The organism is Bacillus cereus group sp. BfR-BA-01453, from assembly GCF_022662915.1.
In the GTDB taxonomy this organism is placed as follows: domain Bacteria; phylum Bacillota; class Bacilli; order Bacillales; family Bacillaceae_G; genus Bacillus_A; species Bacillus_A paranthracis.
On sequence record NZ_JAKUEN010000015.1, the window covers coordinates 46,909 to 61,355 of the forward strand.

The following is a 14,447-nucleotide window of genomic DNA, read 5'->3' on the forward strand; positions in this document are numbered from 1 at the left end:
TATAATATATGGAATATTCAGTGAAATATTTAGGAGGTTAATATTTTGTTTCATTCAAAATCAATGCCGGCTATAAAAATGATCCTTTCGATGTCTATTTTCGGATCAATTGGATTTTTCTCTGTTCAAACAGGTTTACCGTCTTTCGAATTAGTATTCGTTCGTTGCATTTGTGCGACTATATTTTTAGCATTATGTTGGCTCGTAACAGGACAATATAAAAGTGAGCAATGGAATAAAAAAGAAGTCATGCAAATATTAGCATGCGGTGTATTTCTCGTTTTTAACTGGGTATTTCTATTTAAAGCATTTGAAGTTATGTCGATTACAATTGCAATTTCAGTTTATCATCTAGCACCCATTATCGTATTAATGATTGGTAGTATCGTATTTAAAGAGAGACTTACAATGTTTGCTGTTTTGTCCATTGTCATTTGTTTTATCGGTACAGTGTTAGTGGCTGGAGTAGATGGAAGTCTATCACTTGAAAAACTGATGTCATCTGGCATGGTATGGGCACTACTTGCGGCACTATTTTATGCTTTTACTACTTTACTAGGAAAAGGAATTCAGCATACGAGCGCATATGCCATGACATTTTTACAAACATTTTTAGGTATATTTTTATTGCTACCATTCGTAGACTTTGGCAAGTTTCAAGGGTTAACAGAGATGAACTGGATGATGATTACAGCGACAGGTCTTATACATACGGGATTTGTATATTACTTATTTTTTGACAGTTTAAGAGATTTATCGACGAGATTAATTTCTGTATTAGTGTTTTTAGATCCTGCGGTTGCAATACTATTAGATACAGTCTTTACCGGGTTTAGACCGACTAGTATGCAAATAGTAGGAATTGTTCTTATATTTATTGGAATGGCATTTACTTTTCGAAAAACGAAGGATGAAAAAATAGTAGTAGAAGAAAAATTATATTCTTAATTGTAAATAATTAGGTTAAAATGAATTTATAATTTTCAGATTTATTGTATAATATAATTTGCAGGGAAATAAAGGAAAAGGTAGATGAGAGAGATGAAAAAGCTAGTAAAGATAGCGACATCGTTAGCACTAATGGGAGGGATATTTGTAGGTGCAAATGGTGTGTCTGCAAATACAGGTATTATCCAAAAATCTAGTCCTAATATTATGATAAAGTTTGATGATGTAACAACAGATCATTGGGCATATGATGAAATTACAAATTTAGTATATCATCGTATTATGTATGGCTATGGAAATGGTAAGTTTGGGACGGAAGATAATATAACACGTGAACAAGCGGCAGCAGTATTGTACCGCGCACTTCATGTGAAAAGAAGTGCGACTATTGGAAATCCATATGGAGATATTAGTGCGAAATCAACCATGTTCCCTTACGAAATTTTACGCTTAACACAGCTTGGTATTTTTAAAGGAGATGAAAATGGGAATTTCCGTCCGAAAGATACATTGACTCGTGCAGAATTAGCACAAATTTTAACGAAAGCATATGAGTTGAAAACAAAGAGTCCACATACATTTACAGATATACCAGAAAATCATTGGGCAAGGGATGCAATTAGCGTATTGCAGTCTAATAAAGTAGCGGTAGGAACGGGAGATGGCAAGTTCCAGCCTGAAATGCTCGTTACACGTGGGCAATTTGCAAAGTTTTTACAACGATCAATTGATAATTCTCCAGGGAAAATGGAATAGATAAAGAGAAAGCTCATAATTTGTGGAAGAGGTATCTTTCGCTCATTATGAGCTTTTGTTAATAGAGAGGTTACTATTGTCGTATGTTGTAGTTAAGTCGATATAATTGCATTTTTTGTCTAGAAAATGAACTCTTAAAACGTGAAGGATTTCTTTTGAAAAAAGTAGAATATTTATATTATAGAAACACCTTTACATGAATACAGGAAAGAAAATTAGTTTGCGTACAATTCGGTATAAAAATTGAAATTGAGAGCGAATTGGCTCTCCTTTAGTAGTGATTTTCACAATAATAGATTTTTTAAATGTAATATATTGCATAAATGGTGCAAAGGCAACATATGTAATATTGGAAAGGATTTCAGTCTATTATTTTCCGTTTTTTAAAATGGAGGTAAAGGGGAGAGGGCAATGAAGAAGAACATGTTACGTATAATGGCAACGGTAACTATTATGGGTGGTTTGTTTGTTAGTACGAATGTTCCCAACGTAAAAGCAGAAGAATATCCAGAAATGATTGTGTTTGATGATGTTCCAGTAAACTACTGGGCATATGACGATATAATGGATGTAGTATACAATAAAGTAATGTTAGGGTATGGAAATGGTAAGTTTGGTGTAGGTGATAATGTAACAAGAGAACAAGTAGCAGCAGTGCTGTATCGTACATTGAATTTGAAAAGGGAAGGACCTTTAAAAAATCCATACAAAGATATTTCTGAGAGAGCAACAATGTTTTTAGATGAAATTTTAGTATTAACAGAGCATGGTATTTTTAAAGGTGATGAAAAAGGAAACTTTAGACCAACTGCACCAGTAACACGCGCAGAAATGGCACAAATTCTTACGAATGCATTTACATTTGAGGTGAAGAAGAACCATACATTTAAAGATGTACCAAATAATCATTGGGCAAAAAATGCGATTAGTGCACTACAGTCTAATCATGTCATAGTAGGAACAGGAAATGGGCGATTTGAACCGAATAAAGTTGTAACACGTGAGCAATATGCAACGTTTTTAAATAGAGCTGTTTTTTATTTTCCAGTAAAAGATGAAGATTATGAATGAAAGTTAAAGTATAAGGACGTTTAAGTTATATCAATATAATATATATTAAGAAAAAAGCGCGGGAATTCCACGCTTTTTTCTTATTTAAAATTATTTGTAATTATATCGATTTTCTATTCGTAATTTAGTTTTTCGATTTTATTGGATAAGAAGAGATTGAATAAAGTGACTTTTTATTGTTTAAATATACGTTTTAGTAACTTTATTGTTAATAAAGTGTAAATAAAAGTATATGAAATATAGTTCATAAATTAGACAAAAATCACATGGAAATAATATTGTTACGCTTCCATTAATTCTTTATATTAGAAAAAAATATGTTTTTAGGGAGAGAATACTTTGAAGAAAAAGTTTTTAAAAGTAGCAACAGCTTTAACAATTATGGGTGGAGTGGCATTTAGTGCTGAAGGGACAACAGCAAAAGCTGAATTAGCTGCAAAGCCACAACAAGCAAGTCAGGCATTCTTTAAAGATGTACCAGCAGGACATTGGTCTTATGAAGCAATTCAAACTTTAGCAGAAGAAGAGATTATGCTTGGTTATGGAAATGGTGTGTTCGGTTTTGGACATAACGTAAATCGTGAACAAGTAGCAGCTTTAATTTACCGTGCACTTAATCTTGATGAAGAATTTGGTGAAGATGAGGAACTAGAAAGCCCGTATAATGATATTGTTGATGATAAATCAACGATGTTTCCTTTTGAAGTGTTAGCAGTAACGGAATTAGGTATCTTTACTGGTGATGAGAAAGGAAACTTTAGACCAAAAGATACGTTAACACGTGCAGAAATGGCGCAAGTTCTTACGAGAGCATTTGGATTAGAAGTAAAAGGGCCAGCAAAATTTAAAGATGTACCAAAGGGACATTGGGCAGAAAATGCGATTAATGCAGTAGGTTCAAATGGTATTTCAGTAGGAGATGGGAAGGGTAACTTCTCTCCGAACATGAAAGTAACACGTGAACAATATGCACAGTTCTTATTTAACGCAATGTTTGAATAAATAATAAAGAGGAGTTAGTGTTGTATAACACTAGCTTCTTTTTTTATGTGAAATGCCGGTGAAAGAATACAGTTTTAGAAAAAAACGATTAATTTTTCAAAAAAAACTTCCTTTTCTGAAGATTTGTTATATAATATAAAACATAAAATCAAATCTGTTATAAAACAGTTTAAGAAGGGGATGCTAATATGTCGACGCAAACTTCACGGGTTACACTCGTGGGAGAAATGTTACCAGCGTACAACGAAATATTGACACCTGAGGCGCTTAGGTTTTTAAAGGAACTACATGAAAATTTTAATGAGCGCCGCATAGAACTTTTACAAAAACGTGTGAAAAAACAACAGAAAATTGATGCAGGGGAGTTTCCGAAGTTTTTAGAAGAAACGAAGCACATACGTGAAGCGGATTGGACAATTGCCAAATTGCCAAAAGATTTAGAGGATCGCCGCGTAGAGATTACTGGCCCAGTAGATAGAAAGATGGTTATTAACGCTTTAAATTCAGGAGCACATCTTTTTATGGCGGATTTTGAAGATTCGAATTCACCAACTTGGGAAAATGCGATTGAAGGTCAAATAAACTTACGAGATGCAGTAAAGGGAACGATTTCACATAAAAATGAAAACGGAAAAGAATATCGTTTAAATAGTAAAACAGCAGTATTAATTGTGCGTCCAAGAGGATGGCATTTAGAAGAAAAACATATGCAAGTTGACGGAAAGAATATGTCTGGTAGCTTAGTAGATTTTGGACTTTATTTTTTCCATAATGCGAAAGCTCTTTTAGCAAAAGGAAGCGGTCCATACTTTTACTTACCGAAAATGGAAAGCCATTTAGAAGCAAGGTTATGGAATGATGTTTTCGTATTTGCTCAAAAATATATCGGTATTCCAAACGGAACGATTAAAGCAACAGTATTATTGGAAACGATTCACGCTTCGTTTGAAATGGATGAAATTTTGTATGAGCTTAAAGATCATTCTGCTGGGTTAAATTGCGGAAGATGGGATTATATTTTCAGCTTTTTAAAGAGTTTCCGCAACCATAATGAATTTTTACTTCCAGATAGAGCGCAAGTCACGATGACGGCGCCGTTTATGCGTGCGTATTCTTTGAAAGTCATTCAAACGTGTCATCGTCGTAATGCACCAGCTATTGGAGGAATGGCAGCACAAATTCCAATTAAAAACAATCCAGAAGCAAATGAAGCAGCTTTTGAAAAAGTACGTGCGGATAAGGAGCGCGAAGCTTTAGACGGTCATGACGGGACTTGGGTTGCCCACCCGGGACTTGTACCAGTCGCGATGGAAGTATTTAATCACATTATGAAAACGCCGAATCAAATTTTTAGAAAACGTGAAGAGATACATGTTACAGAAAAGGATTTATTAGAAGTACCAGTGGGAACGATTACAGAAGAGGGTCTTCGTATGAATATTAGCGTAGGTATTCAATATATCGCATCTTGGTTAAGCGGCCGGGGAGCAGCACCAATTTATAACTTAATGGAAGATGCAGCAACAGCGGAAATTTCTAGGGCACAAGTATGGCAATGGATTCGCCATGAAGGTGGAAAATTAAATGATGGCCGTAATATTACACTTGAATTAATGGAAGAGCTAAAAGAAGAAGAGTTAGCAAAAATAGAAAAAGAGATTGGTAAAGAAGCCTTTAAGAAAGGGAGATTCCAAGAGGCGACAACGTTATTTACAAATCTCGTTCGGAATGATGAATTCGTACCATTTTTAACATTACCGGGCTATGAAATTTTATAAAGTGAAACTTTAATCAGTGAGGGGAGGGGTATCCCCATTGATTATCAGCCCTCACCAATCGGACTTTTACGGGCAGTTGGCTCCGACCTAACTTCCTTGTATTCGCTGAATTTTGAGGTGGGAGTCTTACAGCCCGTTAATGTGGGATAAAAAATGAAAAGGGGATGGAACAAATGAAAAACGAAAGAATCGAGAAATTACAAGAGAGCTGGGAGTTAGATACGCGCTGGAAAGGGATCACACGTCCATATTCGGCAGAAGATGTAATTCGCCTGCGCGGGTCAATTGATATTGAACATACGTTAGCGCGCCGCGGTGCTGAAAAGCTGTGGGCGTCGCTTCATACGGAAGATTATATTAATGCACTTGGCGCATTAACAGGAAACCAAGCGATGCAGCAAGTAAAGGCTGGGTTAAAAGCAATTTATTTAAGTGGATGGCAAGTAGCAGCAGATGCAAACCTTTCTGGACATATGTATCCAGACCAAAGTTTATATCCAGCAAATAGCGTACCTGCTGTAGTAAAACGAATTAATCAAACGCTTCAACGTGCGGATCAAATTCAGCATATGGAAGGAAGCGGTGATACAGATTATTTCGTACCAATTGTAGCAGATGCAGAAGCTGGATTTGGCGGACAATTAAACGTATTTGAGCTAATGAAAGGTATGATTGAAGCAGGCGCATCTGGTGTACACTTTGAAGATCAATTATCTTCAGAGAAGAAATGCGGTCATTTAGGTGGAAAAGTATTACTACCAACGCAAACAGCGGTACGTAATTTAATTTCGGCACGCCTTGCTGCAGACGTAATGGGAGTGCCGACAATTATCGTTGCAAGAACAGATGCGGATGCAGCAGATTTAATTACGAGCGATATCGATCCTGTTGATAAAGCGTTTATTACAGGAGAAAGAACACCAGAAGGATTTTACCGTACGAAAGCAGGTCTTGATCAAGCGATTGCACGTGGTTTAGCATACGCTCCTTATGCAGACCTCGTTTGGTGTGAAACATCTGAACCAAATTTAGAAGATGCAAAACGATTTGCGGACGCAATTCATAAAGAGCATCCAGGGAAATTGCTTGCATACAATTGTTCACCTTCATTTAACTGGAAACAAAAACTAGATGAGAAAACAATTGCGAGCTTCCAAAAAGAAATCGCATCTTACGGTTATAAGTTCCAGTTTGTAACACTTGCTGGATTCCACTCATTAAACTACGGCATGTTCGAATTAGCACGCGGCTATAAAGAGCGCGGCATGGCAGCGTACTCTGAACTACAACAAGCAGAATTCGCAGCAGAAAAATACGGCTACTCTGCAACTCGCCATCAACGAGAAGTAGGAACAGGTTACTTTGATGAAGTAGCACAGGTGATTACAGGTGGTACTTCATCAACGACAGCATTAAAAGGATCTACGGAAGAGGCGCAGTTTACGAAATAAAAGGAAGGGGCACCTGTTTAAATGGTGCCCCTTGTTATTTTCTAAACCATTCAAGTGTGAATGAAGTTATATAAACGATTTTTTTCGACATATCTATCATAACTTAAAATTTATCAACGATTCGACAAAGGATATCGACTTACCGACAAAAAAGACAATATGATCAAATCCACTCAGCTCCATGATCACGAATAAACTTCATATCTTTTTCATAATGCTCTAAATGTCCTTCGTCAATCATTCTTTGGAAATTTATGTCGCCTTCGTTTGCTTTTCTTTTCATATATGTACATAATGCTTCTAGACGTAGTAGTACCATACCTAAGTAATCTTCATCCATACTTTTACCGTAGGACTGGACGAATAATTTTATTCTTTCTTTCATACGGTCAGCATGTTGTGCCGATTCATAATGAATTGCCTCGCCTGATTCTGTATAATACACTCTACTTAAAGGCACACAAGTATACAGTGTATAAGCGATATCCCAAATTCTTGGTCCAGGAGCAGCAACATCGAAATCAATAATACCTACAGGTTTCTCGTTATTAAAAATAATGTTATATATAGCAAAATCATTGTGGCATAAAACCTCAATATTATTTGGGGTATGGTCCATAGGTTTCCAATCATCTAATAACGGAAAGTCACTTACAGCATCATGATAAAGGCGAAGCATCTGTGCTATTTCTTTTAACACATCATTAGATCGCATATATTCTTTTAAAGGATAATTTCCAGCATCTCCTTCAATAAAAGATAAAATCTCTCTATTTTTCTCATCTATACCTAAAAACTTTGGTGCGTAATGAAAACCTTTGTTTTCTAAATGCTGTAATAACTTATGAATTTTTACACTGTCTGGCTTCAATTCTCGCCGAACAGTATTTTTAGAACGATATACGTTTGAGACGTTTCCCCCTGTAAGCTTTTCTTCGTTTGTGTAGTTTGACATTTCATCCCCTCCAGTAAGTACTGTTAGATTACATTTTAACACTTAGAAAAAGGAATATAGTGGCATTCGAAAGACTTGTTTATTTTTATTCAAATAAGATATTGATAATTGCATACGTGATTTAATGTGTCAGTTATTTTCAAAAAAGATTGTACATTTTATTTTAATGTGCTATGATAATATCAGTTGAATAGTTAAATTAAGCAATCCATATATTATCAAGTGCTGAAAACGAACGAGAAAAAGTATGTGAGAACTAGTTTATGTTTCGTATTTGATAATGTGTGGATTCTTTTTTTAGATAGGAAAACTAAAAATTTTAAAAAATGTATTTTCTTAGGAGGAAATAATCATGGCAGTAACAGGACAAGTAAAATGGTTTAACAACGAAAAAGGCTTCGGTTTCATCGAAGTTCCAGGCGAAAACGACGTATTCGTACACTTCTCTGCAATCGAAACTGAAGGTTTCAAATCTCTAGAAGAAGGTCAAAAAGTTAGCTTCGAAATCGAAGAAGGTAACCGTGGACCTCAAGCTAAAAACGTAATCAAACTATAATTTTATAGTTGATGATGGAAAAAAGGATGGCTAATGCCATCCTTTTTTTAGGTTGTGGAGAAAGTTTTCCCAGAGCCTGTTTTTATATCTAAATCTCTTTTTCTATGTTACAACGGGTGAAAAATTATCTGGAATGCGTATTAGTTTCTGTAGAAGAATTAGTTCAGCAAGAGCATTTGCTGCGTATGATAGTAAATAATTATAAATTTGTATTCTCTGTTGAAATAGGGAAATCTTTTCCAGATAGACCTTGAGTAACATCTTTTTTGTTAGCATTGTTGTTAGAATTTTGTTCGTCTTGAGACGATGTTTCTAACATTTGTTCTTGCTCCTTACTAGGGGTATTCAGAGCATTTCGATTTACGAAAAGGCTTTGCAAAAAATAATAGAATGAAAAATAAAGCGAATATAATGCTAGCTGAGTTTTTCACGATTACGATGTTGTTATTTTTCATGTGAATTGTTGGTTGTATTTCTTTTTCTTCCATAGCGGACCTCCATATATTGGATTTTCATTTTAATTATAGCAAAGTTAATTGTCGTAATGATGCGAAATGAGGAAGCGGTTGTAAATATTTATAGGTAATATAAATACATTTTATATAGGATTTTTATTGTAAAATCACTATATAATTATTTTATAATTTAAAGAGTGTTTGATAAATGATAAAGTATTGTAAAAAAGCGGAATCTGTAAGCCACTTCCTTTTCATAGATGCTAAAATTATAGATGCAGCTGCTAATATAAATGGAAAAAAGGAGACAGTAGAATATGGAAAGTAAAGTAGAACGTTATGTTGAAAACTATGTGGTAAATAAAAATACAATGGCCTTACTTCCTGTTATTCTAAGTGAAAAGAAAATCGTTACACGAGTTGTTGAGATGGAAGATTCTTTTTTCGTATTTCAAAAGCCTCTAGATATTATAGAAAGAAGTTGCCGCAAGCATGGCTCTAGTTTCTTAGGCAGAAAAGAAGGAACGAAAGAGTTAACCCATATTACACATAAAGCACCCATTGCGATTAGTCCAACAGATCAACTTTATTTTTTCCCTACTTATTCTTACTCTAGAAAAGAGTGCGCTTGGTTGTCTCATTTTTATATTGAAAGTAATAAAGAGTCAAAAGATGGAAATGTTATTGTTAGATTTATAAATGGCTTTGCTGTGAAATTAGAAATATCAAAAAGTAGTTTTGAAAATCAACAAAATCGTACAGCGAAATTGCGTACTGAATATGAAGATCGTAGAAAAAAACAAGGAAACCCTTGTTTTAAAGAAATTGATCAAAGGGATGAATCGACATTAAGACCAGCTTATGAGAAAGTGTATTTTGTTAGGGAAGAGGATGTGTAAAAAGGGATTTTAGAAGTAGTTTGAAATGTAGTGTGGGGTCTTTTAATATATGCGTCTTTCCGAAAAAAGAATTTCGGAAAGACGCATATATTTTTCGGGAGAATATATATATATTTATAATATAATATTAAAAGAGATTATATCGATTTCAAATTATAGAATTAAAAAATAGAAAGTGGGTATTAATTATGAAAAAAGTTAATTATAATTTATATTTCAAGTATATGACTTCTAGCTTTGTTGTATTAGTAGTGGCGCTGCCTACACTGCGTAATATGTTATGGCCATAAACAAATGCAGTTCTGAAAAGGAGTTATATAGATAACTCCTTTTTTTGTTGTATACTCGCAAGATTTCTTATTCTGGGAGGGTTTTGATGAAAAATATCCATAGTTATAAAAAAGAAATAAATTTTATACTTATTTCTTTTTTGTTGGTAGTTTATTTTTCGACTATTATTGTTAAATATCCAATGCTGGGAATTGAAGTAGAGAAGATAGATGGAAATTATCAAATAGTAGATTTGGATGATGATAAATGGGCTGCAAAACAAGGAATTAAGAGGGGAGATATTATAAAGAATTTAGATAGAGAACCCCCGGAATTCAATTCATCTGTAAACATGTTTTCTAGAGTAGAAAAGGTACAAACTATTCATGTTCAACAAGGTGAAACTGAAAGGAAATATAATGTAATGTATGAAAAGGGTGATAAACAATTTACATATCATTTGTTTATGCCGTTGTTATATTACTTAATATTTATTAGTAGTTGTCTATTTATAATAATTTATAACGGTAGAAAAAATAATGATCGGTCTAACTACTTGTTACAATTCCTTACATTGTTTAGCCTGACATATATTAGCTCGATTGCCTATGGGAGAATGGATGTATTAGGTATGATTGTTATGTCAAGTAGCTTCAATTACTCCCTAGTATTATTCCTATTATTTTTAAATGCGTATTTTAACAATAGGAATAAGAGGATTATCAATGCTAAAACCCTTAATTTTCTGCGAAAAACTGTAATTGTTCTATTAATATCAACGAATGCACTGCGATTTTTTTATAATAGATTAGGTTCATTAATAAACGGAATTACCTTTTTAATATTGTTATTTACTATAATGTTTCTCTTAGTGCGCTTTATTTTTCGGAATAAACAAAATGTAAAATTGGAGTTTATTAAAGCTATTATTATTAGTTTTTTGATTTCTTTAATACCGTTTATATTCTTTTTTGTTATTCCCAGCTTATTTTTAGGGAAAGAATTAATAGAATTTGAAATATCTATAATCTTTTTCTTATTCATCCCAACTTATTTTTTTTATTTATTGATTTCAAGGGATTTATTTGATGTGAATTTTATCATTAGTAGATTTAAATATTACTTATTGATATCATTGATTGTTTCAGGATTAATATTGATAATGGAAATAATTGTTTTTGATAAGAAGTTTGAGTTGGAAAATGTATTAGATTTTATTCAAGTAAATATTGTTACTTTTATTTTTATTATTGTGAGTTATTATTTTAAAGACTATTTAGATTTTAAGTTTCGTAAGGTCTTATATGATCATAAGAAAATTTATTCAAATAGTTTAAATAGATTTCTTCATCAAATGAAAAGTGAGTACAAACAATCTGATTTAATAAAAGTAATTAAACGAGAGTTTATAGACGTATTAGCGATAAAGGAAATAATTTTTCTACAAATTAATAATGCCAACCAGGAGATAGAACCTATTGAGGGAAAAGTATCGCTAAATTATGAGGTATTAAAAAAAGTAAAGTGGTGCGAATTCACAGTAGGATCCGTGATATGGATAGAAGGATATTTTATCGTTGTGGTTTCAGATTTAAATGCAAGTAAAGTAGTATTAATTTGTGATAGAGAGAGTTTAAGTATTGACGAAATTTTATGGTTGGAAACAATTTCAAATTATATCCATTTGCAATTTGAAGCCGCCAAAAAGTTAGAAGACTTTATGGATGAAATATCTCGTGAAAATTCAGAAAAAGAGTATGTCAATCGATTTGCTCGTTTATCTGTAATGATAAGTGAAAAGGAGCGAGGGGATTTGTCTCGGGATATTCACGATGGCGTTTTACAAGATCAGTTACGTTTGTATCGAAAAATGGAAGGATATAAAGAATTATTTGTAGATGAAAAAGTAGTAGAAGTATTAGATGAAATCAAAGAGGAATTAATGGATCAAATATATATTGTTCGAGAAACATGCAACAATTTAAGACCTCCATTTCTAAAGGAGTTAGGTTTACAACAATCACTTCAGCGATTGTTTAAAAAGATAAGTTTCGAGGCGGATTTTCATTTGAATTATGACATTCAAGAAAAGTTTAATATGAGAAATTTAGAGTATGAAAATGCTATATATAGAATTATACAAGAGTTGTTAAATAACGCATTAAAGCATTCGCAAGCTTCTGTTGTATATCTATATGTGTTCGAGGAAGCGGAATCGATTTATCTTGTATATAAAGATGACGGTATCGGAATGAAAACAAGTGCAATAACTGAATCCTATACAACCATGGGAATATCAGGGGTTGTTACTAGGGTAAAAAGCTTAAATGGAGAAATAAAAATAAACTCGAATATAGGTCAAGGATTAGAGATAGATATTAAATTTAATTAAAGACTATATGTGATTTGCAAAAAATTGTTAATAGGAGGATGGAAATGATAGAGGTTCTTATTATAGATGACCATATGGCTATTGGAATGGGAACAAAGGCACTCATAGAAACAGAAGATATTTGTGCAGATGTTTTGTTTGACAGTGCTGAATATTTAAGTTGTATTACTAAAAAAAAATATGATGTTTATTTAGTGGATTTATTTATGCCTAATTTAAATGGATTGGAAGTTACAAAGGGGATTTTAAAGCATGATCCGGATGCTGCTATAATAATTTATACAGGTTTTGACATAGAGCCGCATTTTAATCTACTTCTAGAAAATAATATTTCTGGAATTATCAGTAAGACTGCATCTAAAGAACAGATGATAACTACGATTCGTTGCGCTAAACGAAAAGAAGTGGTTATTCCATTAGGCTTATTTAGGCAATTGCGAATTCAGCAGTTTTCAGCAAAATCATTGTTACAATCTGAAAAAACAAATGAACTTCCTATTACTTTAACTCAAAGAGAGCGAGAGATTTTAATTTTTGTACAGCAAGGAATGACTAATAAAAATATTGCACTAACGTTGAATTTAAGCCAACGTTCTATAGAATATACGTTAACGGAATTATTTAATAAGTTAAGAGTATCTTCTAGAGTAGAGGCTGTAGAGAAAGCAAAATCTCTTGGGATATTATCTAAAATTAATTTGTAATATATGTAATAAAATATCAAAAATTTAGTTTGTTAAAATAACCTTCAATCACTTCATTTCTTGTTTTCCTACAAATTTACTTTCCTTTATTATGATGCAGAAAAGTAAATTTGCCTGTTCCGAAAACCGTATTTCGGAAAAAGACAATAAACTCTTCGTATGAAACTTACATTGTTTTTAATATAGTTATGTATAGAAACCAAGATAAAGTAACTTGGTGCATATTAAAAACGACGTTATGTCAGTTTAATAGGGGGAATTGTGATGAAAAAGAAACTATTTAAAGGTACAGCGTTAATGCTGTCAGCTGCAATTTTTGGTGGAAGTCTAGCAAATACAACTTCTGTAAGTGCGGCAGAAATTAATCCACCAACTTATTCATTAGAAGAGAAGGCTGAAATGGACAAAGCATTTAAGGTGTTAAGTGTTATTGAATCAATTCCTGACAGTGTATTAGCAGAAGGTAGTGATTCTGTAAATCAGTGGATGGCGGAAAATAATTATGATGGTTTATTCCAAGTTATGGATGCTGTCGAAAATGATGAAGCTGTAGCATATGGGGTAGCAGGTTGTGTTTCAGCTGTCGGGATTGCAGTGCTTTCTAATGTATTCTCAATTACTAAGCTTACAAAAATTAAAAGTGCATTACAAGCGCTAGGTGGGGCAAAAACATTTGTGAATAAATTGATTCCAGCATATAATGCTGCTAGAGCTAGTGGACAAAGTAAAAAAGCAGCTGCAACTTCTGCAGTGAAAAAAGCAGCAAGTGCAGCGGGACCAGAAGCTAAACAAGCGTTGCTAGAGTTCTTTGCTTTAGGAAGTATTTATTCTGCTTGTTTTGAATAATGATATAGGAGTGAAATATGACTATTATCAGTACGATTTTCTTCTTTAGTTTTTCAGTATTTTTTGTAATTCGTTACTTAAAATTAAAAAAGACATACGATTTATTAATGATATTTGTAAGCTTGTATGCAGGGATTATGAGTGTGGAATTAATAAGTTTAAGTACAACGGTATCATATGTTTTAGATACCATAGTTATTGTTCTAGTAATAATTTCTGTAATTCTTTTTCTTAAAGATAAAAAGAATCATTAAACGTTATTTATTAAAATTAAATTGAAATTCCAAAAGGACTACTTCAAAATTATACTTTTGAAGTAGTCCTTTTTATTATTTTTACTTCCTAAATTATAAAACTACTGGTT

Annotated in this window: 13 protein-coding genes; 11 read left to right on the top strand and 2 right to left on the bottom strand. The window is 33.0% G+C overall.

Annotated elements, in window-relative coordinates; genetic code table 11:
- The first annotated feature begins 45 nt into the window (after nucleotides 1-45).
- From MR070_RS22485 to aceA, 6 genes are all read left to right on the top strand, one after another.
- A complete protein-coding gene (locus MR070_RS22485; RefSeq protein WP_242262037.1) occupies nucleotides 46-948 on the top strand; it encodes a DMT family transporter in 903 nt (300 codons plus the stop codon).
- An 84-nt stretch (nucleotides 949-1,032) separates the two neighbouring features.
- The gene (locus MR070_RS22490) at nucleotides 1,033-1,704 is read left to right on the top strand and encodes an S-layer homology domain-containing protein (protein WP_076869208.1); all 672 of its coding nucleotides are present in this window, start codon (nucleotides 1,033-1,035) and stop codon (nucleotides 1,702-1,704) included.
- Nucleotides 1,705-2,115: 411 nt separating this feature from the next.
- The gene (locus MR070_RS22495) at nucleotides 2,116-2,775 is read left to right on the top strand and encodes an S-layer homology domain-containing protein (protein ID WP_242262038.1); all 660 of its coding nucleotides are present in this window, start codon (nucleotides 2,116-2,118) and stop codon (nucleotides 2,773-2,775) included.
- Nucleotides 2,776-3,114: 339 nt separating this feature from the next.
- Nucleotides 3,115-3,777: an S-layer homology domain-containing protein gene (locus MR070_RS22500; RefSeq protein ID WP_242262039.1), complete on the top strand. Its 663-nt coding sequence runs from the start codon at nucleotides 3,115-3,117 to the stop codon at nucleotides 3,775-3,777.
- Between the two features lie 188 nt (nucleotides 3,778-3,965).
- Entirely contained in the window at nucleotides 3,966-5,555 is a 1,590-nt protein-coding gene (gene aceB / locus MR070_RS22505; RefSeq protein ID WP_242262040.1) for a malate synthase A, read from the top strand.
- A gap of 173 nt (nucleotides 5,556-5,728) precedes the next feature.
- A complete protein-coding gene (gene aceA / locus MR070_RS22510; RefSeq protein WP_000787355.1) occupies nucleotides 5,729-7,006 on the top strand; it encodes an isocitrate lyase in 1,278 nt (425 codons plus the stop codon).
- 163 nt (nucleotides 7,007-7,169) lie between these two features.
- On the opposite strand, the gene MR070_RS22515 is transcribed toward aceA, so the two are convergent.
- Nucleotides 7,170-7,961, bottom strand: a complete 792-nt coding sequence (locus tag MR070_RS22515; protein WP_242262041.1) for a phosphotransferase — start codon at nucleotides 7,959-7,961, stop codon at nucleotides 7,170-7,172.
- A 352-nt stretch (nucleotides 7,962-8,313) separates the two neighbouring features.
- Between MR070_RS22515 and cspA the strand changes: the two genes are divergently transcribed.
- Nucleotides 8,314-8,517 carry an RNA chaperone/antiterminator CspA gene (gene cspA, locus MR070_RS22520; protein ID WP_000301522.1) on the top strand — a complete coding sequence of 68 codons (204 nt, stop codon included), beginning with the start codon at nucleotides 8,314-8,316 and terminating at the stop codon, nucleotides 8,515-8,517.
- Between the two features lie 199 nt (nucleotides 8,518-8,716).
- Here cspA and MR070_RS22525 read toward each other — a convergent pair whose 3' ends face one another.
- Nucleotides 8,717-8,896, bottom strand: coding sequence for a hypothetical protein (locus tag MR070_RS22525; protein ID WP_041184083.1), 180 nt, complete (start codon nucleotides 8,894-8,896; stop codon nucleotides 8,717-8,719).
- Nucleotides 8,897-9,289: 393 nt separating this feature from the next.
- Between MR070_RS22525 and MR070_RS22530 the strand changes: the two genes are divergently transcribed.
- The 4 genes from MR070_RS22530 (at nucleotide 9,290) to MR070_RS22545 (ending at nucleotide 14,083) form a co-directional block, all read left to right on the top strand.
- On the top strand, nucleotides 9,290-9,871 hold the full coding sequence (locus tag MR070_RS22530; RefSeq protein ID WP_000444425.1) for a competence protein ComK: 582 nt from the start codon (nucleotides 9,290-9,292) through the stop codon (nucleotides 9,869-9,871).
- 376 nt (nucleotides 9,872-10,247) lie between these two features.
- A complete protein-coding gene (locus tag MR070_RS22535; RefSeq protein WP_242262042.1) occupies nucleotides 10,248-12,533 on the top strand; it encodes a sensor histidine kinase in 2,286 nt (761 codons plus the stop codon).
- A gap of 44 nt (nucleotides 12,534-12,577) precedes the next feature.
- Nucleotides 12,578-13,237, top strand: a complete 660-nt coding sequence (locus MR070_RS22540; RefSeq protein WP_000573660.1) for a response regulator transcription factor — start codon at nucleotides 12,578-12,580, stop codon at nucleotides 13,235-13,237.
- 264 nt (nucleotides 13,238-13,501) lie between these two features.
- Nucleotides 13,502-14,083, top strand: coding sequence for a hypothetical protein (locus MR070_RS22545; protein WP_000727685.1), 582 nt, complete (start codon nucleotides 13,502-13,504; stop codon nucleotides 14,081-14,083).
- Nucleotides 14,084-14,447 lie beyond the last annotated feature (364 nt).